The 24994-nt window shown below is 42.3% G+C and carries 38 protein-coding genes; 34 read left to right on the forward strand and 4 right to left on the reverse strand.

Going from position 1 to position 24994, the window contains the following annotated elements; all coding sequences use genetic code 11:
- Window positions 1-3 precede the first annotated feature (3 nt).
- From rplB to rplS, 28 genes are all read left to right on the forward strand, one after another.
- Entirely contained in the window at window positions 4-825 is an 822-nt protein-coding gene (gene rplB / locus DRF63_RS09640) for a 50S ribosomal protein L2 (RefSeq protein WP_005599291.1), read from the forward strand.
- A gap of 27 nt (window positions 826-852) precedes the next feature.
- Window positions 853-1128, forward strand: a complete 276-nt coding sequence (gene rpsS / locus DRF63_RS09645) for a 30S ribosomal protein S19 (protein ID WP_005539416.1) — start codon at window positions 853-855, stop codon at window positions 1126-1128.
- 10 nt (window positions 1129-1138) lie between these two features.
- A complete protein-coding gene (gene rplV / locus DRF63_RS09650) occupies window positions 1139-1471 on the forward strand; it encodes a 50S ribosomal protein L22 (RefSeq protein ID WP_005599292.1) in 333 nt (110 codons plus the stop codon).
- Between the two features lie 18 nt (window positions 1472-1489).
- Entirely contained in the window at window positions 1490-2197 is a 708-nt protein-coding gene (gene rpsC / locus DRF63_RS09655; RefSeq protein WP_005599293.1) for a 30S ribosomal protein S3, read from the forward strand.
- A gap of 13 nt (window positions 2198-2210) precedes the next feature.
- Window positions 2211-2621, forward strand: coding sequence for a 50S ribosomal protein L16 (gene rplP, locus DRF63_RS09660; protein ID WP_005599294.1), 411 nt, complete (start codon window positions 2211-2213; stop codon window positions 2619-2621).
- Window positions 2621-2812 carry a 50S ribosomal protein L29 gene (gene rpmC / locus DRF63_RS09665; RefSeq protein WP_005599295.1) on the forward strand — a complete coding sequence of 64 codons (192 nt, stop codon included), beginning with the start codon at window positions 2621-2623 and terminating at the stop codon, window positions 2810-2812. The genes rplP and rpmC overlap by 1 nt, the downstream gene beginning before the upstream one ends.
- Window positions 2812-3066 (forward strand): 30S ribosomal protein S17, encoded by a 255-nt coding sequence (gene rpsQ / locus DRF63_RS09670; protein WP_005599296.1) that lies wholly within the window; start codon window positions 2812-2814, stop codon window positions 3064-3066. The genes rpmC and rpsQ overlap by 1 nt, the downstream gene beginning before the upstream one ends.
- Window positions 3067-3305: 239 nt before the next feature.
- Entirely contained in the window at window positions 3306-3677 is a 372-nt protein-coding gene (gene rplN, locus DRF63_RS09675) for a 50S ribosomal protein L14 (protein ID WP_005619403.1), read from the forward strand.
- Between the two features lie 10 nt (window positions 3678-3687).
- Window positions 3688-3999 (forward strand): 50S ribosomal protein L24, encoded by a 312-nt coding sequence (rplX, locus tag DRF63_RS09680; protein ID WP_005599300.1) that lies wholly within the window; start codon window positions 3688-3690, stop codon window positions 3997-3999.
- Window positions 4000-4016: 17 nt separating this feature from the next.
- On the forward strand, window positions 4017-4556 hold the full coding sequence (gene rplE, locus DRF63_RS09685; protein ID WP_005619405.1) for a 50S ribosomal protein L5: 540 nt from the start codon (window positions 4017-4019) through the stop codon (window positions 4554-4556).
- Window positions 4557-4567: 11 nt separating this feature from the next.
- Window positions 4568-4873, forward strand: a complete 306-nt coding sequence (rpsN, locus tag DRF63_RS09690) for a 30S ribosomal protein S14 (protein WP_005599304.1) — start codon at window positions 4568-4570, stop codon at window positions 4871-4873.
- A gap of 36 nt (window positions 4874-4909) precedes the next feature.
- Window positions 4910-5302, forward strand: a complete 393-nt coding sequence (gene rpsH / locus DRF63_RS09695) for a 30S ribosomal protein S8 (RefSeq protein ID WP_005619408.1) — start codon at window positions 4910-4912, stop codon at window positions 5300-5302.
- Window positions 5303-5318: 16 nt separating this feature from the next.
- On the forward strand, window positions 5319-5852 hold the full coding sequence (gene rplF / locus DRF63_RS09700) for a 50S ribosomal protein L6 (RefSeq protein WP_005599308.1): 534 nt from the start codon (window positions 5319-5321) through the stop codon (window positions 5850-5852).
- 14 nt (window positions 5853-5866) lie between these two features.
- Window positions 5867-6220 carry a 50S ribosomal protein L18 gene (gene rplR, locus DRF63_RS09705; RefSeq protein WP_005599310.1) on the forward strand — a complete coding sequence of 118 codons (354 nt, stop codon included), beginning with the start codon at window positions 5867-5869 and terminating at the stop codon, window positions 6218-6220.
- Between the two features lie 14 nt (window positions 6221-6234).
- Window positions 6235-6735 carry a 30S ribosomal protein S5 gene (gene rpsE, locus DRF63_RS09710; RefSeq protein ID WP_005599314.1) on the forward strand — a complete coding sequence of 167 codons (501 nt, stop codon included), beginning with the start codon at window positions 6235-6237 and terminating at the stop codon, window positions 6733-6735.
- A 6-nt stretch (window positions 6736-6741) separates the two neighbouring features.
- The gene (gene rpmD / locus DRF63_RS09715; RefSeq protein WP_005599315.1) at window positions 6742-6921 is read left to right on the forward strand and encodes a 50S ribosomal protein L30; all 180 of its coding nucleotides are present in this window, start codon (window positions 6742-6744) and stop codon (window positions 6919-6921) included.
- A gap of 4 nt (window positions 6922-6925) precedes the next feature.
- Window positions 6926-7360: a 50S ribosomal protein L15 gene (gene rplO, locus DRF63_RS09720; RefSeq protein WP_005599316.1), complete on the forward strand. Its 435-nt coding sequence runs from the start codon at window positions 6926-6928 to the stop codon at window positions 7358-7360.
- A gap of 3 nt (window positions 7361-7363) precedes the next feature.
- Window positions 7364-8686 carry a preprotein translocase subunit SecY gene (gene secY / locus DRF63_RS09725; RefSeq protein ID WP_043991919.1) on the forward strand — a complete coding sequence of 441 codons (1323 nt, stop codon included), beginning with the start codon at window positions 7364-7366 and terminating at the stop codon, window positions 8684-8686.
- A 25-nt stretch (window positions 8687-8711) separates the two neighbouring features.
- Window positions 8712-8825, forward strand: a complete 114-nt coding sequence (gene rpmJ, locus DRF63_RS09730) for a 50S ribosomal protein L36 (protein ID WP_005599318.1) — start codon at window positions 8712-8714, stop codon at window positions 8823-8825.
- A gap of 136 nt (window positions 8826-8961) precedes the next feature.
- Entirely contained in the window at window positions 8962-9318 is a 357-nt protein-coding gene (gene rpsM / locus DRF63_RS09735; protein WP_005599322.1) for a 30S ribosomal protein S13, read from the forward strand.
- A 16-nt stretch (window positions 9319-9334) separates the two neighbouring features.
- Window positions 9335-9724, forward strand: coding sequence for a 30S ribosomal protein S11 (gene rpsK / locus DRF63_RS09740; RefSeq protein WP_005599323.1), 390 nt, complete (start codon window positions 9335-9337; stop codon window positions 9722-9724).
- Window positions 9725-9752: 28 nt separating this feature from the next.
- Window positions 9753-10379: a 30S ribosomal protein S4 gene (rpsD, locus tag DRF63_RS09745; RefSeq protein ID WP_005599325.1), complete on the forward strand. Its 627-nt coding sequence runs from the start codon at window positions 9753-9755 to the stop codon at window positions 10377-10379.
- A 65-nt stretch (window positions 10380-10444) separates the two neighbouring features.
- Complete coding sequence (locus DRF63_RS09750) at window positions 10445-11434, forward strand: DNA-directed RNA polymerase subunit alpha (protein WP_005619415.1); 990 nt, start codon at window positions 10445-10447, stop codon at window positions 11432-11434.
- A 35-nt stretch (window positions 11435-11469) separates the two neighbouring features.
- Entirely contained in the window at window positions 11470-11853 is a 384-nt protein-coding gene (rplQ, locus tag DRF63_RS09755; protein WP_005599330.1) for a 50S ribosomal protein L17, read from the forward strand.
- A gap of 236 nt (window positions 11854-12089) precedes the next feature.
- On the forward strand, window positions 12090-12338 hold the full coding sequence (gene rpsP, locus DRF63_RS09760; RefSeq protein ID WP_005599334.1) for a 30S ribosomal protein S16: 249 nt from the start codon (window positions 12090-12092) through the stop codon (window positions 12336-12338).
- A gap of 34 nt (window positions 12339-12372) precedes the next feature.
- Entirely contained in the window at window positions 12373-12900 is a 528-nt protein-coding gene (gene rimM, locus DRF63_RS09765) for a ribosome maturation factor RimM (RefSeq protein WP_005599336.1), read from the forward strand.
- A gap of 57 nt (window positions 12901-12957) precedes the next feature.
- Complete coding sequence (gene trmD, locus DRF63_RS09770) at window positions 12958-13713, forward strand: tRNA (guanosine(37)-N1)-methyltransferase TrmD (protein WP_005599344.1); 756 nt, start codon at window positions 12958-12960, stop codon at window positions 13711-13713.
- Between the two features lie 25 nt (window positions 13714-13738).
- Window positions 13739-14089 (forward strand): 50S ribosomal protein L19, encoded by a 351-nt coding sequence (gene rplS, locus DRF63_RS09775; protein ID WP_005599346.1) that lies wholly within the window; start codon window positions 13739-13741, stop codon window positions 14087-14089.
- A gap of 169 nt (window positions 14090-14258) precedes the next feature.
- Here rplS and DRF63_RS09780 read toward each other — a convergent pair whose 3' ends face one another.
- Entirely contained in the window at window positions 14259-15452 is a 1194-nt protein-coding gene (locus tag DRF63_RS09780; RefSeq protein WP_005599348.1) for a ribosomal protein uL16 3-hydroxylase, read from the reverse strand.
- Window positions 15453-15667: 215 nt separating this feature from the next.
- On the opposite strand from DRF63_RS09780, the gene DRF63_RS09785 reads away from it, so the two are divergent.
- The 6 genes from DRF63_RS09785 to DRF63_RS09810 are packed head-to-tail and all read left to right on the forward strand — an operon-like array spanning window position 15668 to window position 21069.
- A complete protein-coding gene (locus DRF63_RS09785; protein ID WP_005599350.1) occupies window positions 15668-16783 on the forward strand; it encodes an ABC transporter substrate-binding protein in 1116 nt (371 codons plus the stop codon).
- Between the two features lie 2 nt (window positions 16784-16785).
- A complete protein-coding gene (locus DRF63_RS09790) occupies window positions 16786-17823 on the forward strand; it encodes a FecCD family ABC transporter permease (protein ID WP_005599352.1) in 1038 nt (345 codons plus the stop codon).
- A 15-nt stretch (window positions 17824-17838) separates the two neighbouring features.
- On the forward strand, window positions 17839-18606 hold the full coding sequence (locus DRF63_RS09795) for an ABC transporter ATP-binding protein (protein ID WP_005599353.1): 768 nt from the start codon (window positions 17839-17841) through the stop codon (window positions 18604-18606).
- Window positions 18607-18615: 9 nt separating this feature from the next.
- A complete protein-coding gene (locus tag DRF63_RS09800) occupies window positions 18616-19047 on the forward strand; it encodes a pseudoazurin (protein WP_005599355.1) in 432 nt (143 codons plus the stop codon).
- A gap of 8 nt (window positions 19048-19055) precedes the next feature.
- Window positions 19056-20162 (forward strand): ABC transporter substrate-binding protein, encoded by a 1107-nt coding sequence (locus DRF63_RS09805; RefSeq protein ID WP_005599357.1) that lies wholly within the window; start codon window positions 19056-19058, stop codon window positions 20160-20162.
- A 55-nt stretch (window positions 20163-20217) separates the two neighbouring features.
- The gene (locus DRF63_RS09810) at window positions 20218-21069 is read left to right on the forward strand and encodes an ATP-grasp domain-containing protein (protein ID WP_005619422.1); all 852 of its coding nucleotides are present in this window, start codon (window positions 20218-20220) and stop codon (window positions 21067-21069) included.
- Between the two features lie 42 nt (window positions 21070-21111).
- On the opposite strand, the gene torD is transcribed toward DRF63_RS09810, so the two are convergent.
- From torD to DRF63_RS09825, 3 genes are read right to left on the reverse strand one after another with little or no spacing between them, the layout of a single operon-like run.
- Window positions 21112-21711, reverse strand: coding sequence for a molecular chaperone TorD (torD, locus tag DRF63_RS09815; protein ID WP_005599362.1), 600 nt, complete (start codon window positions 21709-21711; stop codon window positions 21112-21114).
- A complete protein-coding gene (gene torA / locus DRF63_RS09820) occupies window positions 21711-24203 on the reverse strand; it encodes a trimethylamine-N-oxide reductase TorA (protein ID WP_005599364.1) in 2493 nt (830 codons plus the stop codon). Before torA ends, torD begins: the two co-directional genes overlap by 1 nt.
- Window positions 24204-24212: 9 nt before the next feature.
- On the reverse strand, window positions 24213-24833 hold the full coding sequence (locus DRF63_RS09825) for a hypothetical protein (protein WP_005599365.1): 621 nt from the start codon (window positions 24831-24833) through the stop codon (window positions 24213-24215).
- Window positions 24834-24994 lie beyond the last annotated feature (161 nt).

The raw sequence follows: 24994 nt of genomic DNA on the forward strand, positions 1-24994 counted from the left end.
TAAATGGCTATCGTTAAATGTAAGCCGACCTCCGCTGGTCGTCGTCACGTAGTTAAAGTTGTTAACGCAGAATTACATAAGGGTAAACCTTATGCACCTTTATTAGATAGCAAATCTAAAACCGGTGGTCGTAACAATTTAGGTCGTATCACAACTCGTCACATCGGTGGCGGTCACAAACAACACTACCGTTTAGTGGATTTCAAACGTAACAAGTTAGATATCCCAGCAGTAGTTGAGCGTTTAGAATACGATCCGAACCGTTCTGCGAACATTGCATTAGTGCTTTATAAAGATGGTGAACGTCGCTACATCTTAGCACCAAAAGGTTTATCTGTTGGTGATACGATTCAAGCAGGCGTTTCAGCTCCGATTAAAGCGGGTAATGCGTTACCAATGCGTAATATCCCAGTAGGTACTACAGTTCATAACGTGGAATTAAAACCTGGTAAAGGTGGTCAAATCGCACGTTCTGCAGGTGCTTACGTACAAATTATCGCTCGTGAAGGTAACTATGTAACTTTACGTCTTCGTTCAGGCGAAATGCGTAAAGTATTAGCTGAGTGTACTGCAACCATCGGTGAAGTAGGTAACTCAGAGCATATGCTTCGCGTTCTTGGTAAAGCAGGTGCTAACCGCTGGAGAGGCGTTCGCCCGACAGTTCGTGGTACTGCGATGAACCCGGTAGACCACCCGCACGGTGGTGGTGAAGGTCGTAACTTCGGTAAACACCCTGTTACACCTTGGGGCGTTCAAACCAAAGGTAAGAAAACTCGTCACAACAAACGTACCGATAAATACATCGTACGTCGTCGTGGCAAATAATTTTATTCATTAATATAGGATAGTCCAATGCCACGTTCCCTCAAGAAAGGTCCTTTCCTTGACCTACACTTGTTGAAGAAGGTAGAGAAGGCGGTGGAAAGCGGGGATAAAAAACCAATTAAAACTTGGTCCCGTCGTTCAATGATCATTCCATCAATGATTGGTTTGACCATCGCAGTCCATAATGGTCGTCAGCACGTTCCAGTTTATGTATCGGACGAAATGATCGGTCATAAATTAGGTGAATTTGCACCGACTCGTACATACCGCGGTCATGCCGCAGATAAGAAAGCTAAAAAATAAGAGGTAAAAGATGGAAACTATTGCTAAACATCGTTACGCTCGTACCTCTGCACAAAAAGCTCGCTTAGTTGCTGACCTAATTCGCGGTAAAAAAGTTGCGCAAGCATTAGAAATTTTAACTTTCACTAACAAAAAAGCAGCCGCTTTAGTTAAGAAAGTATTAGAGTCAGCTATTGCAAACGCAGAGCACAATGATGGTGCAGATGTAGACGATCTTAAAGTTGCTAAAATCTTCGTAGATGAAGGTCCAAGCATGAAACGTGTTATGCCACGTGCGAAAGGTCGTGCAGATCGTATCTTAAAACGTACAAGCCACATTACTGTGGTTGTGTCAGATCGTTAATCGGTAGGAGAATAACAAATGGGTCAGAAAGTACATCCTAATGGTATTCGCCTTGGTATTGTTAAACCATGGAACTCTACTTGGTTCGCGAATACACAAGATTTCGCTGATAATTTAGACGGCGATTTCAAAGTACGTAAATTCTTAAATAAAGAGTTAGCGAACGCTTCAGTATCACGTATCACTATTGAACGTCCTGCAAAAAGCATTCGTGTAACTATTCACACAGCGCGTCCTGGTATCGTTATCGGTAAAAAAGGCGAAGATGTTGAAAAATTACGTAACGCAGTATCTCAAATTGCTGGCGTTCCTGCTCAAATCAATATCGCTGAAGTGAAAAAACCTGAGCTAGATGCGAAATTAGTCGCAGATAGCATCGCTTCTCAACTTGAACGTCGCGTAATGTTCCGTCGTGCAATGAAACGTGCGGTACAAAACGCAATGCGTTTAGGTGCTAAAGGTATCAAAGTTGAAGTTAGCGGTCGTTTAGGTGGTGCAGAAATCGCTCGCTCAGAGTGGTATCGTGAAGGCCGTGTGCCATTACATACACTTCGTGCAGACATCGACTATAACACTGCGGAAGCTCACACAACTTACGGTGTAATCGGCGTGAAAGTGTGGATCTTCAAAGGTGAAATCCTCGGTGGTATGGCTGCAGTGATTGAATCTGAAAAAGAACCAGCGGCACAGCCTAAAAAGGCGCCACGTGGCAAAGGTCGTAAATAAGGAGAATCACTGAATGTTACAACCAAAACGCACAAAATTCCGTAAAGTACACAAAGGCCGTAACCGTGGTATCGCGGGCGGTACAGAAGTGAGCTTCGGTACATTCGGTTTAAAAGCAGTTGGTCGCTGCCGTTTAACAGCTCGTCAAATCGAAGCGGCACGTCGTGCAATGACACGTGCGGTTAAACGTCAAGGTAAAATCTGGATCCGTGTGTTCCCAGACAAACCAATTACTGAAAAACCATTAGAAGTCCGTATGGGTAAAGGTAAAGGTAACGTTGAGTACTGGGTAGCTTTAATCCAACCGGGTAAAGTTTTATATGAAATGGATGGTGTTTCTGAAGAAATCGCACGTCACGCGTTTGCGTTAGCGGCAGCGAAATTACCAGTTAAAACCACATTTGTAACTAAGACGGTGATGTAATGAAAGCTCAAGAACTACGTAACAAAAATGTTGAAGAGCTGAATGCTGAATTAATCAACCTTTTAGGTGAACAATTCAAATTGCGTATGCAAGCAGCCACCGGTCAGCTTCAACAAACCCATCAGTTAAAACAAGTGCGTCGCAGTATTGCACAAGTGAAAACTGTATTAACCGAAAAGGCGGGTGAGTAATGACTGATAAAATTCGTACAGTACAAGGTAAAGTAGTTAGCGACAAAATGGACAAATCATTTGTAGTTGCTATCGAACGTACAGTGAAACACCCTTTATACGGTAAATTCATTCGTCGTACTACTAAATTACACGTACACGATGAAAACAACGAAGCTAAATTAGGTGATGTAGTAGAAATTAAGGAATGTCGTCCTGTTTCAAAAACTAAATCGCACACTTTAGTTCGTGTTGTAGAAAAAGCAGTAGCTTAATCTACAAATTTATTGATAAACAAGCGGTGTAATACCGCTTGTTTTTTACAAATTTTAAGCCCTAAAGCTAAACTGTTAGGGCTTTTTTATTTGTAATTTTTAAGCGAAATATAACCGCTTACTTGTAAAATTTTATTTGATTTATAATAGGTTATTGAGGTATAATTCGCCACCTGCTTACATAGGGTAAGTGGGTTTTCGTCCCGAAAGGGTGTTTTTTAATTTAACGGAGCACTAATATGATCCAAGAACAGACTATGCTGGATGTTGCTGATAACTCAGGGGCTCGTAGCGTAATGTGTATCAAGGTTCTAGGTGGATCGCACCGTCGTTACGCTGCTATTGGCGACATTATCAAAGTTACTGTGAAAGAAGCAATTCCACGCGGTAAAGTTAAAAAAGGTGATGTGTTAAAAGCAGTTGTTGTGCGCACCAAGAAGGGTGTTCGTCGCCCAGATGGCTCAGTTATTCGTTTCGATGGTAATGCTTGTGTAATTTTAAACAATAACACTGAGCAACCAATCGGTACTCGTATTTTTGGACCTGTGACTCGTGAACTTCGTTCTGAGAAGTTTATGAAGATCATTTCATTAGCTCCAGAAGTACTGTAAGGGGAATGTAATGGCTGCTAAAATCCGTCAAAATGATGAAGTAATTGTTCTTACCGGTAAAGATAAGGGCAAACGTGGTAAGGTAACTCAAGTGTTACCAAACGGTAAAGTGATTGTTGAAGGCGTTAAAATCATCACTAAACATGAAAAACCGGTTCCTGCTTTAGGTAAAGCTGGTGGCTTAGTGAAGAAAGAAGCTGCAATTGATGCGTCAAATATTGCAATTTTCAACCCGAAAACAAATAAAGCTGACCGTGTAGGTTTTAGATTCGAAGACGGTAAAAAAGTCCGTTTCTTCAAATCTAATAATGAAATTATTTAATTAACTGGAGTAATGCGATGGCGAAACTGCATGATTACTACAGAGATCAAGTAGTTAATGAATTAAAAGCTAAATTCAACTACTCATCTGTCATGCAAGTCCCACGAATCGAAAAGATTACCCTGAATATGGGTGTGGGTGAAGCATTGACCGATAAAAAACTTTTAGATAACGCAGTAGCGGATCTAACAGCAATTAGCGGTCAGAAACCTTTAATTACTAAAGCGCGCAAATCTGTTGCAGGCTTTAAAATCCGTCAGGGATATCCAATCGGATGCAAAGTAACCCTACGTGGCGAACGTATGTGGGAATTCTTTGAAAGATTGATTACTATCGCTGTTCCACGTATCCGTGACTTCCGCGGTTTAAATGCGAAGTCATTCGACGGTCGTGGTAATTACAGTATGGGTGTTCGTGAACAAATCATTTTCCCAGAAATCGACTATGATAAAGTAGATCGTGTACGTGGTTTAGATATTACTATCACCACAACTGCGAAAAGCGATGAAGAAGGCCAAGCTTTATTAGCTGCTTTCAATTTCCCATTCCGTAAATAAGGTAGGTTATCGTGGCAAAACAATCAATGATTGTACGTGATGTTAAACGTGCTAAATTAGCTGATAAATTCTACGCTAAACGTGAAGAATTAAAGAAAATCATCTCTGATGCAAATTCTTCAGACGAAGATCGTTGGGCGGCAGTGTTAAAACTACAAACACTTCCGCGCGATTCAAGTCCTAGCCGTCAGCGTAACCGTTGCCGCCAAACTGGTCGTCCACACGGTGTACTTCGTAAGTTTGGTTTAAGCCGTATTAAGGTACGTGAAGCTGCAATGCGCGGTGAAATTCCAGGCCTTAAGAAAGCAAGCTGGTAATAACCTCTTTTAATTTGGAATCATGGGAGTAAATACATGAGCATGCAAGATCCAATCGCAGATATGCTGACCCGTATTCGTAACGGTCAAGCTGCGAATAAAGTTGCAATCAGTATGCCTTCATCTAAGTTAAAAGTTGCTATTGCAAGCGTTTTAGCTGAAGAAGGTTATGTTGAGAGCTTCAAAATTGTTGAAGGTTCTAAACCTGAATTGGAAATCACTTTAAAATATTTCCAAAACAAACCGGTTGTAGAAAGTATCCAACGCGTAAGCCGTCCTGGTCTTCGTATTTACAAACGTAAAGACGAATTACCAAAAGTTATGGGTGGTTTAGGTATCGCAGTTGTTTCTACATCTAAAGGTGTAATGACCGACCGTGCAGCGCGTCAAGCGGGTCTCGGCGGTGAAATTATCTGTTACGTAGCATAATAGAGAGGTAGGAAGAATGTCTCGTGTTGCAAAAGCACCTGTTAATATTCCTGCCGGTGTTGAAGTAAAACTCAACGGTCAGCTATTAACAGTTAAAGGTAAAAACGGCGAGTTATCTCGTGAAATTCATAATGCAGTTGAAGTAAATCAAGATGCTAACGCATTAACTTTCGTACCACGTACTGGTGTTGCAAATGCAGATGCTCAAGCAGGTACTGCTCGTGCACTTGTTAATGCTATGGTTATCGGTGTTACTGAAGGCTTTACTAAGAAATTGCAATTAGTCGGTGTTGGTTATAGAGCACAAATGAAAGGCAACGTAGTTGCTTTAAGTTTAGGCTATTCACACCCAATTGAACATACGTTGCCAGCTGGCGTAACTGGTGAATGTCCGTCTCAAACAGAAATTGTTCTTAAGAGTGCAGACAAACAGTTAATCGGCCAAGTAGCAGCTGATATTCGTGCATATCGCCGTCCAGAGCCTTATAAAGGCAAAGGTGTACGTTACTCAGATGAAGTAGTTCGTACAAAAGAAGCGAAGAAAAAGTAAAGTAAGGTAACACTATGGATAAGAAAGTAGCTCGTATCCGTCGTGCAACCCGTGCACGTCATTTAATGAGAGAGCAAGGTGCAACCCGTCTGGTTGTGCATCGCACGCCTCGCCATATTTATGCGCAGGTTATTGCACCTAATGGCTCAGAAGTACTAGCAGCAGCTTCAACTGTTGAGAAAGTAATTAAAGAGCAAGTTAAATATACTGGTAATAAAGACGCAGCTGCAGTAGTTGGTAAATTAGTTGCAGAACGTGCTTTAGCTAAAGGTATTCAAGCAGTTGCATTTGATCGTTCAGGTTTCAAATACCACGGTCGTGTGCAAGTATTAGCAGACGCTGCTCGTGAAGCTGGTCTACAGTTCTAATAGAGGAATTTGAGATGTCAAACATCGAAAAACAAGCTGGTGAACTGCAGGAAAAGCTAATCGCGGTTAACCGTGTATCAAAAACCGTAAAAGGTGGTCGTATCATGAGCTTCACTGCTTTGACAGTAGTAGGCGATGGTAACGGTCGTGTTGGTTTTGGTTACGGTAAAGCACGTGAAGTTCCAGCAGCGATCCAAAAAGCGATGGAAAAAGCTCGTCGCAATATGATTAACGTAGCTTTAAACGAAGGTACATTACAACATCCTGTTAAAGGTTCACACACTGGTTCACGCGTATTCATGCAACCGGCTAGCGAAGGTACTGGTATCATCGCCGGTGGTGCGATGCGTGCTGTGTTAGAAGTGGCGGGTGTTCGTAACGTTCTTTCTAAAGCATACGGTTCAACCAACCCAATTAACGTTGTTCGCGCAACAATCGATGCGCTTGCAAATATGAAATCACCTGAAATGGTTGCTGCTAAACGTGGTAAAACCGTTGAAGAAATTTTGGGGTAATTGAATATGGCAAAAACAATTAAAGTAACTCAAACTCGTAGCTCTATTGCTCGTTTACCGAAACATAAAGCAACGTTAAAAGGTTTAGGTCTTCGTCATATTCGTCATACAGTTGAATTAATCGATACTCCGGCAGTTCGCGGTATGATTAATCAAGTGTCATATATGGTTAAAGTGGAGGAATAATAGAGTGCGTTTAAATTCTCTTTCTCCAGCTGAAGGTGCTAAGCACAGTGCTAAACGTTTAGGTCGTGGTATCGGTTCTGGTTTAGGTAAAACCGGTGGTCGCGGTCATAAAGGTCAAAAATCTCGTACAGGCGGCGGTGTTCGTCGTGGTTTCGAGGGTGGTCAAATGCCTTTATACCGTCGTTTACCAAAATTTGGTTTTACTTCATTAAAATCATTCCATGTTGCTGAAATTCGTTTAAACGACTTAGCTAAAGTAGATGGTAACGAAGTAACTTTAGAATCACTTAAAGCTGCAAACGTAATCACTAAAGATATTTTATCTGTAAAAGTAATTTTAGCGGGTAAAATTGAAAAAGCGGTTGTAGTTAAAGGTTTAGGTGTGACTAAAGGCGCTAAAGTTGCTATCGAAGCTGCTGGCGGTTCTATCGAGGAATAATAGATGGCAAAGCAACCAGGGTACCAAGGTAGTACACAAAAAGGGACTGGCGAGCTTAAATCAAGATTATTATTTGTTTTAGGTGCGTTAATCGTTTTCCGTATCGGCTCTTTTATACCTGTTCCTGGCATTGATGCTTCTGTATTATCCGAATTAGTTCGACAACAGCAAGGCACCATCATTGACATGTTCAATATGTTCTCTGGTGGTGCTTTAAGCCGAGCGTCTATATTTGCATTAGGTATTATGCCTTATATTTCGGCGTCAATTATTGTTCAATTATTAACAGCGATTCATCCTCCTTTAGCAGAGCTGAAGAAAGAAGGTGAGGCAGGACGTCGTAAGATTAGTAAATATACTCGTTATGGTACATTGTTATTAGCATTTATTCAGTCTATTGGTATTTCAATTGCCCTACCGAATATGTTACAAGGATTAGTTCCTAATCCAAGTATCTTATTCTATGTAACTTCTGTAATCAGCCTAGTTACGGGAACAATGTTCCTTATGTGGTTAGGTGAGCAAATCACTGAGCGCGGTATCGGTAACGGTATCTCTTTGATTATCTTTGCAGGTATTGTTGCAGATTTACCAGCAACGATTGGGCAGACAATTGAGCAAGCTCGTCAAGGCGAAATTTCTCCACTTGTTCTTTTATTAGTAGCTATAATTGCATTTGCAGTAACATATTTTGTTGTCTTTGTTGAACGCGGACAAAGAAGAATTGTGGTAAATTATGCAAGTCGCCAGCAAGGCAGAATGATGGCACCGGCTAGATCATCTCATTTACCATTAAAAGTTAATATGGCAGGTGTAATTCCTGCGATTTTCGCTTCAAGTATCATTTTATTCCCTGCGAGTATTACGCAGTGGTTTGGTCAAAGCGAAGGACTTGAGTGGTTATTTGACTTATCACAATTATTACAGCCAGGACAACCGTTATATCTTGTGTTATTCACAATGGCAGTAATCTTCTTTGCATTCTTCTATACGGGAATGCAATATAATCCTCGTGATACGGCGGATAATTTGAAGAAATCAGGTGCGTTTGTACCAGGTTATCGACCAGGCGAACAAACATCACGTTATATTGATAAAGTAATGACGCGTTTAACCTTAATCGGTGCGTTATATATTACTTTTGTTTGTTTGGTTCCTTATATCATTACATCTCTATGGAAAGTACCATTCCAATTAGGCGGTACTTCACTATTAATCGTAGTGGTAGTTATTATGGATTTCATCGCACAGGTTCAAAGTCATTTAATGTCATTACAATATGACTCTGTGTTGAAGAAAGCCAATTTGAAAGGCTTAGGGCAATAGTCCCTTAGATCAAAAAGGATAAGCAATGAAAGTTCGTGCTTCAGTTAAGAAATTATGCCGTAACTGTAAAGTTGTTAAACGTGAAGGTGTTGTTCGCGTAATTTGTAGCGATCCTAAACACAAACAACGTCAAGGTTAATTAGTATTCTTTCTTGCAAAGAACCCGCTGAGCAGGTATACTGCTCAGCTCATTCGTCCTGATATGCTGTTTGAGTATCCTGAAACGGGCTTTTCAAGATCAGCATATCAATAAACTTAAATAATAGGAGTGCATAGTGGCCCGTATTGCAGGCATTAACATTCCTGATCAAAAACACACTGTAATCGCATTAACTGCAATTTACGGTATCGGTAAAACTCGTGCTAAAGCTATCTGTGCAGCGACGGGTATTGCTGAAGATGTAAAGATCAGAGAATTGTCTGAAGAGCAGATTGAAAAACTGCGTGAAGAAGTTGGTAAATTTACTGTCGAAGGTGATTTACGTCGTGAAGTAACATTAAGCATCAAACGTCTTTTAGACTTAGGTTGCTATCGTGGTTTACGTCATCGTCGTAGTTTACCGGTACGTGGTCAACGTACTAAGACTAATGCGCGTACTCGTAAGGGTCCACGCAAACCGATCAAAAAATAATCGGAGTAGATAAATAATGGCTAAAACACCAGTTCGCGCACGTAAGCGCGTTAAAAAACAGATTGCAGATGGCGTAGCTCATATCCACGCATCTTTCAATAACACAATCGTGACTATTACTGACCGTCAAGGTAACGCTCTTGCATGGGCAACCGCAGGTGGTTCAGGTTTCCGTGGTTCTCGTAAATCAACTCCGTTCGCTGCGCAAGTGGCTGCTGAACGTTGTGCTGAAGCTGTTAAAGAATTCGGCTTAAAGAACTTGGAAGTTATGGTTAAAGGTCCGGGGCCAGGTCGTGAATCAACAATCCGTGCATTAAATGCAGCAGGTTTCCGTATCACGAATATTACTGATGTGACTCCGATTCCTCATAACGGTTGTCGTCCACCGAAAAAACGTCGCGTTTAATTGACGTTAGAATAATTGGAGAAAGAAAATGGCAAGATATTTGGGTCCTAAGCTCAAGCTAAGCCGTCGTGAAGGTACTGATTTATTCCTTAAATCAGGCGTTCGTGCGATTGAATCAAAATGTAGAAATCGTCTTGATGTAGCACCAGGTCAACACGGTGCACGCAAGCCACGTTTATCTGACTACGGTAGTCAGTTACGTGAAAAACAAAAAGTTCGCCGTATCTATGGTATCTTAGAACGTCAATTCCGTAATTACTATACAGAAGCAAACCGCTTAAAAGGTAATACCGGTGAGAACTTATTAGTATTATTAGAAGGTCGTTTAGACAACGTAGTTTACCGTATGGGTTTTGCTGCAACTCGTGCTGAAGCGCGTCAGCTTGTAAGCCACAAATCTATCGTAGTAAACGGTCGTGTAGTGAATATTCCTTCTTATCAAGTTTCTGTTGATGATGTGGTTGCTGTTCGTGAGAAATCTAAAAAACAAGCACGTATCAAAGCATCATTAGAATTAGCAACTCAACGTGAAAAACCGACTTGGTTAGAAGTTGATGCAACTAAGATGGAAGGTGTATTTAAACGTACTCCTGAACGCTCTGACTTATCAGCAGATATTAACGAACATCTGATCGTTGAGCTTTACTCTAAATAATAGTTAATTTTTAAAATTACATTATTAGATTAGTAAATAAAGCTTAAAAACAAAGAGAGGATAAAATGCAGGGTTCTGTGACAGAATTTTTAAAGCCGCACTTAGTGAATATCGAACAAGTTAGTTCTACTCACGCAAAAGTGACCTTAGAACCGTTAGAACGTGGTTTTGGCCATACATTAGGTAACGCACTTCGTCGCATTTTACTTTCGTCTATGCCGGGTTGTGCCGTTACAGAAGTTGAAATTGATGGTGTATTGCATGAATACAGCAGCAAAGAAGGCGTACAAGAAGATATTCTTGAAGTATTGTTAAACCTTAAAGGTCTAGCGGTAAAAGTGTCGGGTAAAGATGATATTATTTTGACACTAAATAAGTCTGGAATTGGCCCTGTAACTGCAGCCGACATTACGCATGATGGTGACGTAGAAATTGTAAATCCACACCATGTTATCTGCCATTTAACAGATAAAGACGCATCAATTAGTATGCGTATTCGTGTTCAGCGTGGTCGTGGTTATGTACCGGCATCTGCTCGCGTACATTCTCAAGATGAAGATCGTCCAATCGGTCGTTTATTAGTTGATGCTCGTTTCAGCCCGGTAGATCGCATTGCTTATAATGTGGAAGCTGCGCGTGTTGAACAGCGTACTGACTTAGATAAACTCATCATTGAGATGGAAACAAATGGCACAATCGATCCAGAAGAAGCCATTCGTCGCGCTGCTACAATTTTAGCAGAACAGTTAGATGCATTCGTTGATTTACGTGATGTTCGTCAGCCTGAAGTGAAAGAAGAAAAACCGGAGTTCGATCCGATTTTACTTCGTCCGGTAGATGATTTAGAGCTGACAGTTCGTTCTGCTAACTGTTTGAAAGCAGAGACAATTCACTATATCGGTGATTTAGTACAACGTACAGAAGTCGAGTTATTGAAAACGCCTAATCTTGGTAAGAAATCACTTACTGAGATTAAGGATGTGCTTGCTTCTCGCGGCTTATCACTGGGTATGCGCCTTGAGAATTGGCCTCCGGCAAGTATTGCCGAAGACTAATTTTAGGTATTAGATTTTCTAAGAAGGAATAGGTTATGCGCCATCGTAAGAGTGGACGTCAATTAAACCGTAACAGCAGCCATCGCCAAGCGATGTTCCGTAATATGGCAAGTGCTTTAATCGGTCATGAGATCATTAAAACAACTTTACCTAAAGCTAAAGAGTTACGTCGTGTAGTTGAACCATTAATTACTTTAGCAAAAGAAGACAGCGTTGCAAATCGCCGCTTAGCTTTTGCTCGTACTCGCAACGTAGAAACAGTTGCTAAATTATTCAATGAATTAGGTCCACGTTTTGCACAACGTGCGGGTGGTTATACTCGTATCTTAAAATGTGGTTTCCGTGCAGGCGATAACGCTCCAATGGCTTACATTGAGTTAGTTGATCGTCCGGAAGTTGCTGAAGCAGCTACGGAATAATAGCTTAAACAGCTTATCTGAAAGCCCGAGTTATCTCGGGCTTTATTTTTTTCCGATATTCTTGAGTTTTTCTTAGTGTCCGCTTTGCAATTGCAAAGATCTGTTCTTGTAATTTCGTAGAAAATCAGTATAATTTATCCGCTTTTTCTATCTTAAATTTAGATACTAAAGCAATTTTAGTACCCTCACCTCGAACGAGGGTTTTATTTTTACTATCAACATTTTAGAGGAAGGTTATGGTAACCATTCGTTTAACTCGTGGCGGAGCTAAAAAACGCCCATTTTATCAAATCGTGGTAGCAGACAGCCGTTCACCACGTGACGGTCGTTTCATCGAGCGTATCGGTTTCTTCAATCCATTAGCTGCAGGCCAAGCTGAACGTTTACGTTTAGACGTGGCTAAAGTTGATGCTTGGGTTGCTAAAGGTGCTGATCTTTCAGACCGTGTTGCATCTTTAGTAAAAGAAGCTCGTAAAGCGGCTTAATTTTTTAAAAATTTTGCAAAAGTAGGTGGGTAGTATGAGCGAACAAAAAATTGAAGTTGTCGGAAAACTAGGATCAACCTATGGGATTCGTGGCTGGTTACGCCTCTATTCATCAACTGAAGAAACCGAAAGCATTTTCGATTATCAGCCTTGGTTCTTAAAAATTAAGGGACAATGGCAACCAATCGAATTAGAAAGTTGGCGTTACCATAACAACGATTTGATTGTGAAATTAAAAGGTAGCGATGACCGTGAGAGCGCACAGTTGCTGACTAATGCCGAAATCGGTGTAGATCTATCTGTGTTTCCTGAATTGGAAGAAGGAGATTATTACTGGCACGATTTAATCGGCTGCCAAGTGATAAACCTTGAAGACTATAGCATGGGCGTTGTAACCGAATTAATGGAAACAGGTTCGAACGATGTTTTGGTTGTACGCGCTAACAGTAAGGATGCTTTTGGCAAGCAAGAACGATTAATTCCGTTCTTATATGAACAAGTAGTTAAAAGAGTAGATCTCGCCACCAAGACAATTACGGTGGATTGGGACGCTGGTTTCTAACCTCAGGTATGCGGTGCAGCTTTAACTTTAAGTAGTAAGAACATTTGAGGATAAATTATGTGGATTGGTATCATTTCACTGTTCCCCGAAATGTTTAAAGCAATTACCGATTTTGGGGTGACAGGACGTGCGGTAAAACAAGATCTTCTGCAAATTCAATGCTGGAATCCTCGCGATTTCACGTTTGATAAACATAAAACGGTTGATGATCGCCCTTACGGCGGCGGACCGGGAATGTTAATGATGGTGCAGCCTTTGCGTGATGCGATTCATGCAGCAAAGCAGGCGGCAAAAGCGGAAGACGGTGTAGAGGCAAAAGTTATTTATCTCTCACCGCAAGGGCGTAAGCTGGATCAACAAGGTGTGAAAACACTGGCTTCAAATCAGAAACTGATTTTAATTTGTGGACGATACGAAGGGGTTGATGAACGATTGATTCAAACGGAAGTTGATGAAGAATGGTCGATCGGTGATTATGTGCTTACAGGGGGCGAATTGCCTGCAATGACGTTGATTGACGCCGTTGCGAGATTTGTGCCCGGAGTGTTAGGTAAACAGGCCTCTGCAGATGAAGATTCATTTGCGACAGGTTTATTGGATTGTCCGCATTACACTCGCCCGGAAATGTTAGACGGTATTCCTGTTCCCGAAGTGCTGATGTCGGGTCATCACGAAAATATTCGTAAATGGCGATTAGAACAATCGCTTGAACGTACGTGGTTAAGACGCCCTGAGCTATTGGATAGCCTAGCTCTGACTGACGAACAACGCGTGTTGTTGGCTAAAATTAAGAAACAACACAAAATCAGTTAATTCTAGGATTTAGAAGGTTTTTAAAATGAGTAACATCATCAAACAAATCGAACAAGAACAGTTAAAACAAAACGTACCTAGCTTCCGTCCGGGTGACACATTAGAAGTTAAGGTATGGGTAGTAGAAGGTAGTAAAAGACGTTTGCAAGCGTTCGAAGGCGTGGTTATTGCAATTCGTAACCGTGGCTTGCATTCTGCATTCACTCTACGTAAAGTATCAAACGGCGTAGGCGTTGAACGTGTATTCCAAACTCACTCACCGGTAGTTGACAGCATTTCTGTTAAACGTAAAGGTGCAGTACGTAAAGCTAAACTTTACTACTTACGTGAGCGTTCAGGTAAATCTGCACGTATCAAAGAGCGTCTTGGCGAATAATTCGCACGTGCTTAATGCGAAAGATAAAAGGCTTGGGGAAACCCAAGCCTTTTCTTTTATATGGTAAGCGGTTGTTTTCGGTTAATTTTTTGCAAACTTTGCGCTAAATCAGACCGCTTGTAAAAAATAAAAGGCAGGAATATCCCCGCCTTTATGGTGAAATAACGAATTATTCCGCTTCTTCTAAAATAACCCAACCGTTGTCCAGCCAATCGCATAGCGTATCGAGTAATAATTCCAGCTCTTCTTGATCTTTGGCTTTAGACGCCAGTTTATTCCAAGAAACCGCATCACCGTTAGCGATACGAATTAATAGGTTTTGTTCCGCTTCATTTAGCTCGTCAATCCATTCACCGTTTACATAAATACGTTGAGGATTTTCGGTATAAAGCATTTTGATATTGGCATCTTGTTGGATCCAACCGCCTTCTTCTAAAATACCTTGTACTTCATCCGGGTAGTATTCATTATCCGTTTGCAATAATTCATAGCGACGAGAACTTACCGCAGTAGCAACGCTGTGAGTAAAGATTTCATCAAATTGATCAGAGTTTTGTAATAAGTCGATTAATTGATGTTTCAGCACTTTCACCATTTTTGGATCAAGTAACGCATTTGGCTGTTCATGCGGCGCAAGGCGGAATGGGATATTGAATTCCGAACCTGCAATCACTTCCGAATGATGTTCTAAGGTTTTGCAGAAATTTTCGAGTAGATCCGCCGCATTCGGGTAACGTAAACCGAAAGAGAAGGTTAAACCGTCCGTTTCCGATACGCCATAGTGCGCCATACGAGAAGGCACGTAAAGCACGTCACCCGGATTCATCACTTCGTCTAACACCAATTCGCCCATATCGTCAAAAATACGAATCGGCTGATTCGGTTTAAATTCGGTGGAAGGATCACACCACTTACCTAGCTGCCAACGGCGTTGGCCGTAACCTTGTACGAGAAAAACATCGTATTCATCATAATGTTTACCAACCGTACCGCCTTTAGGCGAACAAGAAACCATAATGTCGTCACGTTGCCATTGAGGTAAGAAGCTAAACGCTTGCCACAATGCACCGAGTTCCGGCGACCATTGTTCCAAATTTTGTACCATAACAGAGAATTGGGCCGGCAGATCTTGTAAATCGCTTTCCGCAAACGGACTGGTTTTAACCGACCATTGCTCATTTTCACATTTGATTAAGCGAGCAGTGATTTCCTCTTCCAGCGCTAACTCCATAATATCTTCCGGCTCGAATAATCCGACAATTTGCGGCAAGCCGTTACGGATTAACAGCGGTCGTTTTTGCCAATAATCACGTAAGAAAGTTTCCGAGCTAATATTTTCAGGTAAGCAGAATGGAATGTTCATAGATGCTCCTTATGTTTTTCTCTTTGATTAAAACTATTCTACCTGATAAACGCTTGAATATCTTGTGTTATATCAGCTTATTTAGCCATTAAATATTTAACTTTTGTGATAAAGCTCACAAAATTTGATAAAAAACAACTAATAATGATTTTCATTTGATTAAAATAGACTAGAATGAATACTATGATATTTAGGATGACTTTTAAGGTGGGTTTATGTTCCAAAGAATCAAATTAACAGCGGTTGCATTTGCAACGTTATTTGCATTATCCGGTTTCGCTAATGCCAAGCCGACTGAAATTACCGATGTCCTTGAACGCAAAGTAACGGTTGAATTGCCGGCTAAACGAGTGGTATTGGCTTTTAATTATCAAGATTATATGGCAGTCGGTGGCGAAAAAGCATTAGACAATGTAGTGGGCTTTTCTAAAGCGGTTTGGTCCGATTGGGCGCCTGCAAGCTGGGCGGAATTCAGCAAAGCGGTACCGAAATTAAATCAGTTGGAAGATATTGGTGAAGTGGAGGTCGGAACGTTCTCAATCGAGAAAATTTTAGCGCTGAAACCGGACTTCGTGTTAATGGCGGATTGGCAATTTAAAGCGTTAGATTCGGATTTAGAACCGCTAGAAACAGCAGGCATTCCGGTTGTCGTAGTGGATTATTTAGCGCAAACGGTTGATAAACACGTGAAATCTACCGAGATTATCGGTCAATTAACCGGACAAGAAGCCAAAGCAAAACAGTTAAACGAAGAATACAAGGCAATTGTGAAAGAGATTCAAGATCGTGTTGCAAAGGCTAACTTACCGAAACCGAAAGTGTATGTTGAATTTGGAAATAAAGGGCCGGCAGAGCATAGTTTTACCTTCGGTAAAAGTATGTGGGGCGCAATGATTGATTTAGTCGGTGCGGAAAATATTGCCAAAAATGCGGTGGAATTTTACAGCCCGATTAATCCGGAATTGGTGGTAGCGGCTAAACCGGATGTGGTGATTATTTCCGGGCGCGAAACGGAATTAAAGAAAAATCCGGAAGCAATGGTAGCAGGCTTTAATATTGATAAACAAGAAGCGCAAAAACGCTTAGCCGGTTTTGCTAAACGTCCTGGTTGGTCTGAATTACCGGCGATTAAAAATCAACGTTTATACGGCGTGTATCATGCCAATTCGCGTACGCTTTCCGACAGTGCTTCAATTCAATTTGTGGCAAAAGCGATTTATCCGGAGTTATTCAAAGATTTAGATCCGACCAAAACTTATCAGGAGTTTTATCGTAAAAACTTGCCTCTCGTGCCGCAAGGGACTTTCTACCTCTATCCAGAGAGTAAATAGTCATGAGTCATTTAACGATTGAAAAGATCGTTCAAAACCAACGCAAGCTGGAACGCAAGCGTTGGTTTATCGTTCTTACTTTCCTTGCGATTAGTTTAATCGGTTTGGTATTTGATATTGTCACCGGCCCTTCTATGTTGCCATTGGATGAAGTGGTAAAAGCGTTATTACGTTTTGAAGATGTGGAAACCACCACGAATGTCATCGTTTATGACTTACGTTTACCTATGGCATTAATGGCGTTGGTAGTTGGGGCGGCATTAGGCGTTGGCGGTGCGGAGATTCAAACCTTGTTGAATAACCCGATGGCAAGCCCTTATACCTTAGGTTTAGCCGCAGCGGCCGGTTTAGGCGCTTCAACGGTCATTGCATTTGGCGGTTTCGGTTTACCTTCTGCGTTTGCCGTGCCGTTAGGTGCTTTTGTGATGACCATGTTGGCATCCGGTATTTTGTTTATATTTGCCTCAATGCGCCGTTTTAGTTCGGCGATGTTAGTGTTAGTCGGTATTGCGTTATTGTTTTTATTTCAATCATTGTTATCGCTAATCCAATTTATTGCCGCACCGGAAATTTCGCAACAAATTCTGTTTTGGTTATTCGGCAGTTTAACTAAAGCGACTTGGGAAAACCTCTCAATTGCGACGGTAGTAACGATTGTATGCGTTAGCTTACTTGCAAAAGATTTATGGAAATTGACCGCTTTGCGTTTAGGTGAGGCACGTGCGCTTAGTCTAGGGATCAACCTGCAACGCTTGCGTTTAAAAACGCTCGTCTTCGTCGCAATTATGACCGCAACTGCAATTAGCTTTGTCGGTATTATCGGCTTTATCGGTTTGGTCGCACCGCACGTGGCGCGGATGTTATTGGGCGAAGATCAACGGTTTTTTCTGCCGGGCGCAATGTTAATCGGTGCGGCATTTTTATCGGTTGCTTCGGTATTATCAAAAGTGATTGTTCCCGGTGCATTGTTCCCAGTGGGTATCATTACTTCATTTGTCGGCGTGCCTTTCTTCTTTTGGATTGTGCTTACTAAGAGATAACAAGCGGTAGAATTTATGTTAAAACTTGCAAATGTTCATATTAAACGAGGTTCGCTTGTGATTGCCGACCAGTTGGATTTGTCTTTAGAGAAAGGGAAAGTCTATACGGTATTAGGCCCGAACGGAGCCGGTAAATCCTCACTATTAAAAACGATTTTTGGAGAAATCGGCTGTAAAGGGCATATTCATTATGCGGATCAGACACTAAATAAACATGCGATTTCGGCATGGCGTAAACGTATCGGTTATATGCCGCAAGATACGCAAGTCGATGCGTCGCTGACCGCTTTAGAAGTGATTTTGCTTGGCAGAACGGAAGCGTTAAATATGCATATCAGTGATGAATTATTAACTGAAGTCGCCACCATTATGCAGAAACTCGGCATTGCGCATCTTGCTCACCAAGATGTGATGCAATTAAGCGGTGGGCAACGACAAATGGTGATGTTTGCCCAAGTATTATTGCGCCAGCCGGAAATCTTATTGTTGGATGAACCGGTCAGTGCGTTGGATATGCACCATCAAATCAATTTATTGGAACACGTTTGCCAATATACGCAACAAAATAATCTGATTACGATCATGGTATTGCACGACTTGAGCCTTGCCGCCCAATTTTCCGATCACGTGATTTTATTGGGAGACGGTAAGTTACAAGGTTTCGGCGAGGCGAAACAAGTGCTACAAGCGGATCTTATTCGCCGGTTATATAACGTTGAAATTGAAATTTTATATGACAGTACCGGACAACCGGTAATTCGTCCGTTACGTCAATTACATTAGGAGCAGAATATGAAAAAAGTATTATTAGCGACCTTACTCGCTTTTTCAGGTAGCGCATTTGCCGCAGATCACGAAGTGAAAATGTTAGATCACGGTAAAGACGGCGGTATGGTGTTTGAACCGGGCTTTGTGAAAGCGGAGATCGGTGATACGGTGACTTTCGTGCCGACTCATAAAGGTCACTGGGTACAAAGTCGAGCGATACCGGAAGGAGCGGAAAAATTCCTTTCAAAAGAGAATGACAAATTTACTCTGACCTTAACGCATGAAGGGGTTTATGTGTATGTTTGTCCTCCGCATCGTACGATGAATATGAGCGGTATTATTCAGGTAGGTAAACCGACTAATTTAGAAAATGCGACCAAAGAAATAGAGAAAATCGAAAAGCGTACCACAGAGAATAAAGGACGCTTGTTTGAATATCTCGATCAAGTGAAATAAGGATTACGATGAAAAAGCAGTATTTTAAACGGCTTATTGCCAGTACGTTATTGTTTGCCGGCATCTCAGCGCAAGCGGAAGTAAAAGTGTTACAAGACGTATTGGATCGTCAAGTGAAAGTTGATGTACCGGCGAAACGTGTGGTACTGGGCTTCTATTATCCGGACTATATTGCCGCAACCGGTTCGGAGAATTTTAAAAATGTCGTCGGCATTTCACGTGAGTTTTGGGAAAAATTTAACCCCGGTAGCTGGGCTTTATTTAGTAAAGTGTTACCGAATTTAGCGGAAATGGCAGATATCGGTAACATCAATACCGGAACGTTCTCATTGGAAAAAACTTTAGCGTTAAAACCGGATGTATTAGTGTTAGCCGATTGGCAATATCAAACGATCGCCGCCGATATTCCTCGTATCGAACAAGCCGGTATTCCGATTGTCGTGGTGGATTTTAATGCACAAACCGTAGCGAAACATACGAAAAGTATCCAACTTTTCGGGCAACTAGCCGGTACGGAAACACGTGCAAATCAGATCGCCAGCGAATATGAACAAGGTATCAAAGAGATTCAAAAACGTGTAACGGCAAGCGGTCAAAAACCACCGAAAATTTACGTGGAATTCGGTAACAAAGGTCCGACGGAATATAGCTTCACTTTCGGTAAAAATATGTGGGGAGCGATTGCGAATACGGTTGGTGGCGACAATATTGCTGCGCCGTTTATTGAAAACTGGGGGCCGATTAATCCGGAGCAATTCTTAGCGTCTAATCCGGAGGTGGTGATTATTTCCGGTACGGAAATGGGCACCGATAAAAATGCCGAAATTATGGCGATGGGGATTAATATCAGCGAAGCGGATGCACAAAAACGCCTTGCCGGTTTTACTCAGCGTGCCGGTTGGTCGAACGTACCGGCGGTGAAAAAAGGCAATGTGTACGGCATTTATCACACCGCATCTCGTTCGATTACCGACTTAGCCAGCGCACAATTTATGGCGAAAACGCTTTATCCTGAACAGTTTAAAGATATTGATCCAGAGAAAACCTATTTGGATTTCCACCGCCAATATTTGCCGGTTGTACCGCAAGGCACATTTTTTATTAAGTTAAAATAACTATTCAATTTAATGGCAAGTGGGCTTTGGCTCACTTGCCTTTTTTGAGCCGATTATGTCACATTCGATAGCCATTACTACCTGCCAAACTTACCCCAATCTTCCTGATAATTTACAACCGCTGGTTCGCTTATTACAGGCTAACGGACTGCAAGTCAAAGTGGATTGCTGGCAAAATCAGCCGCAAGCTGATGTTATTTTACCGCTTTGTGCGTGGGACTATGCCCAACAGCCGGAACGCTTCCGCCAATGGCTGCAACAAGCGGTCGAATTCGGGCAAAAATTTGCAACCCCCGTTCGGTTAATGGATTGGAATATGCACAAAAGCTATTTACTGGATTTACAGCAAATGGGTGTAGATGTGATTCCAAGCCAACTATTATTGGCGGATCTCGCCCAAATTCAGACCGCTTGTCAGCCGTACCACCAAAACGGACACGCTGTGGTGATCAAACCGGCGATCGGACAGAGTGGTAATGCGGTCATCAAATGGCAAGCGAATCAAGCGATACCGGATTTTAGCCCCTATTTAGGACAACAAATCGTGTTACAACCCTATATTGCGGAGGTGGCGGAGAATGGCGAAACCAGTTTGATTTTCTTTGCCGGTGAATTTAGCCATGCGGTAAGACGTCAGCCCCCCAAAGGCGAATGGCGGGCAAATTCAGCCTATGGCGTAGCAATCTTACCGGTAGTTCCTCCACAAAATATTATTCGGCAAGCACGAGATGTTTTGATGAGATTGCCTGAAATACCAAGCTATGCACGGGTGGACGGCACCATTATTAGTGATCGATTTTTGCTGAATGAATTGGAATTGATCGAACCGGCATTGTATCTAAATACGGATCCGCAAGCGGCGGCACGATTTGCACAAGTACTTATGCAAAAAATAACAGAAATGTGACCGCTTAACGGACGCCAAATCAGCGCCCGTTAAGCTTTGTAGTTAAGCAATATCTTGTTGTAGAAAACCAAGCAACAAATCACTAATGATTTGATAAAACGCGGTACTACTGTGAATTTGGGCGGTTTTCTCCGCCCATTGCGGTAGCCAGCCGAGTAATTGCTGTCGGATAAATTGTTGCTGAATCTGAACCGACTGTTCCGTTTCAATCAGTTTGATCAACACTTCTAAATAAATACAGAGATGATCGCTCGGTTCATTATGTAACCGATTGATTTTAAGCTGAAATTTTGTTAGCCATTGATCAATTACCGCAAGATTTTTGCTGAGATCCCGTTCATCCAAATAGTAAGATGCGTAAGGCAGCGCACTTAATTTGCCCTCCAATAAAAAGCATTGTGCAAAATCTGCCGCCAGTTCTAAGCGAGGTGAATCGTAAGCGGTCAATTTTGCCAATTCATTTTGCAAGTCGGTAACTTGTGGCTGAAAGCCAAGCTCGGCAAGAAATGCAAAAAATGAGGCAAATTGACCCGCTTGTAATGCCTGTAGCTGCGGTTCCGATAGCTCTTTGGCGAGTAACGAATGGAACCAGCGGTAACAGAATAGTCGTTCTTCCGAACTGAGTAATTGCGAGTGTGCCATTAACGAGCTACCTCTGTCGGGCCGCTGAAAACATTCGCTGCCGGTGCATCGCCTTGCCATTTTTCCACATTCACTAAACAGGTACTGACGCAAGTCGCTTGCGATAAGCTTGAAGCGCCGATATCGAGTGTTAGCGTATTCGGGCAGCCGTAAGTATCAATCGCTCCCACGCTTTCATCAAGCGGTGAGAACCACGCTCCTTCTTGTAAACGTACGACACCGCTTGGGAAGTTATCGGATAACACCGCACCCACTAACACTTGCCCACGTTCGTTATAGACACGTACTAAATCGCCGTCTTTAATGCCTAATTTTGCTGCATCTTGCGGATTCATATAAAACGGTTCTCGTCCTTGCACGCTGTAGGTTTCACGTAACGATTTGGCTTCACACAGTTGTGAATGTAAGCGTTTATCCGGATGCACGGATTGTAGCCAGAACGGGTATTTATCCGATTTCGGCCCACCGTGCGAACGTTCCGCTTTTTCAAACCACATCGGGTGGCCTTTACAGTCGGCATAACCGAAACTCGCTATTTTACGGCTAAAGATTTCGATAAAGCCGGAAGGTGTGCCGAGTGCGTGTAATTCCGGATCTTCACGGAAATCAGCATGGCGAACCCAAGGTTTGCCTTCTGGGAATAGCACATAGCCTTTTTGCCAAAATTCAGCGAAAGGTGGCATCTCAAACTTACCACGGTTTTCATTGCGACAGTCTTTGTATAAACGTTCTAACCACGCCATTTCGTCCATACCACGGCAATATTCTTTTTCTTTACCGAATCGGCGACATAAGTCTTTGAAAATTTCAAAATCAGGGCGGGATTCATATAACGACTCAACCAATTTTTGCATCGCCAAAACGCCTCGATTGCTATAAGAACCGTAGGCATCAATATCGTTACGTTCAAACGGCGTACAAGCCGGTAAAACAATATCGGAGAAACGACAAGTTGCGGTCCAGCTATAGTTAATCGATACCACGGTTTCCAATTTTTGGAAGGCGCGTTTCATCTTATTCAAATCGGACTGGCGGCTCCATTGGTTACAACCGGAGAAAATCGCCATTTTATACGGTGCATAGGTAATTTTTCTGCCGTTATAATCAATGGTTTCGCCGGAGTGAAGTAAAGAATCGGTAGTACGGGCAACCGGAATCACCTCACTATAGCCTTGGTAATCTTTATTGGTATATTTAGCGACTTGATCCTTATCCAGAGTAGATGGGAATGCCCCCGGCATTGCCGCACCGGAACTGGATACGCCGATAGAACTGTAATGGTGTGCGTAACTGATACCGCCGCCGGCAAGCCCGATTTGTCCGAGCATAGCGGCTAAAACCGCGCCCATCCAGTAAGGCTGTTCACCGTGTTGTTGGCGTTGAATTGCCCAACCGAAAATCAATTGGGTACGTTTGCCGGCTAACATACGGGCAAATTTACGGATTTCTTCCGCTTCAATACCGCAAATCGGTGCCGCCCATTCGGCAGTTTTCTCAATTTTGTCTTCGGTTTCGCCGAGTAAGTAAGGCACAAATTGCTCAAAACCGAGCGTGTACATATCAATAAACGCTTTATCGTATAAATTTTCACGATACAAGGTGTGAGCAATCGCCAACATAAACGGCACGTCCGCTTGCGGATTGATATAAAGCTGTTTACAACCAAGGAAGTTTTGCGTTTTGCTTTTCACCGGATCAATGCTAATGACATTGATTTTTTGTTCCGCCACTTTCTGTTTAAGCTGTGCTAAATAGCCGTAAGATTCGTGCGTTTCGCAGTTCCAGCCGACTTGTAAGTTTTTGACCGGATCGCTTGCCCAGAAAATTAAATTCTCGGTTTCTTTAAGAATGACTTCCCACGATGTACCTTGTGAATACACTTCGGTTGAACCTAACACATAAGGCAAAATGGTTTGCCCCGCACCGGTGGAGTAATCGCCGACCGTGCCAACGCTCGAGCCGTGCATCGCAATCGCACGGATCATATGGTTACCGCAGCTATGGAATTGACCGGAAGAACGCCAGCCGACATTGGCGGTATGTAATGCCCAAGGGCCGTAATTTTGCTGAATACGCTCAAGTTCTTCATAGAAAAGGTCAAGTGCTTCGTCCCAACTGACACGCACAAAACGGTTATCGCCACGTTGTGTTCTATTACTGTTGTTACTGTTGTGACGGTTTTTGAGCCAATCCAAGCGTACCATCGGATAACGAATACGTGCTTCGCCGTACACCAAGTCTTTGATACCGTTAATCATTTCGGTCGGGTGCTTATCCAGTTCGAACGGCTTGATTTCGGCAATTCGACCGTTTTCAATTTTAGCTCGCACCGCTCCCCATTGTGCACCGGTAATTTTCCAACCGTTTTCGACCGCTTGTGAAGCCTCAGCATTTGCTCTTGGCACAAGGAAATTCGGCATTGCCATAGAAGCCGCCATCAGCGACATATTTTTTAAGAATTGACGGCGTGAAGTTGAAAGTGATGATGACATACAAACTCCTTATTTAGCGGCTTTCGGTTGGCTGTCTGAGGCGTGCATTTGCAAATAACGTAGCACTTGTTTACGGGTCGGATCGTCCATATCGGTAAAGCCGACCATACCGTTAAATACGGCAACCCATTCATTCGCATCGTGCATTTTGGTATCACGTTGTTTGTGGCAAACGCTACATTCGGTCTTAAAAGTTTGTTCCGCATTCGCCCAAAAATCGGTCAGACTATCAGTGAATTTAGAATTTTTTACCCACGCTTGTAATTTGACTTTCTGCCACACTAAACCGGTAAGCGGATCTTCTTTCTTCTCAAGCACTTCAAACGTAGGGTTATTTTGCATAAAGTTTTTATCCATTACCGCATCGGTAATATGTTTGGAAAATTGGTTATACCAAATACGCCCCAAACCTTTATCTTTACGCCACATTTCCAATTCGATTTGTGAAGCGTCTTGTTTGGATTGCAGCAGTTTAATCGGCACACCGGCTTCAAGTTGCCCGATAGATTGCTTGAGTGATTCGTCAGCGAAAAGAGCTAGTTCGGAGGGAGTGTAAGCGGTGGAATTTTGGGCGAAACTTGCAGAACAGAATGTCAGCAAACTTACGCCAAGCAGCCAAACAGATTTCATAGAAAACCTCGAAGGATAATGTTTAATTATTCGGCTAGTTTAGCAAATATAGGTTTAAAACTATATTGATATAAGTCATAAAATAATAACTATTCTTATTTGGCAAAGAAAATTTGCAAAAAATTTCCAAAATTCGACCGCTTACAGGCTATAATAACCAG

This window comes from Actinobacillus pleuropneumoniae (assembly GCF_003290385.1).
Lineage (GTDB): Bacteria > Pseudomonadota > Gammaproteobacteria > Enterobacterales > Pasteurellaceae > Actinobacillus > Actinobacillus lignieresii.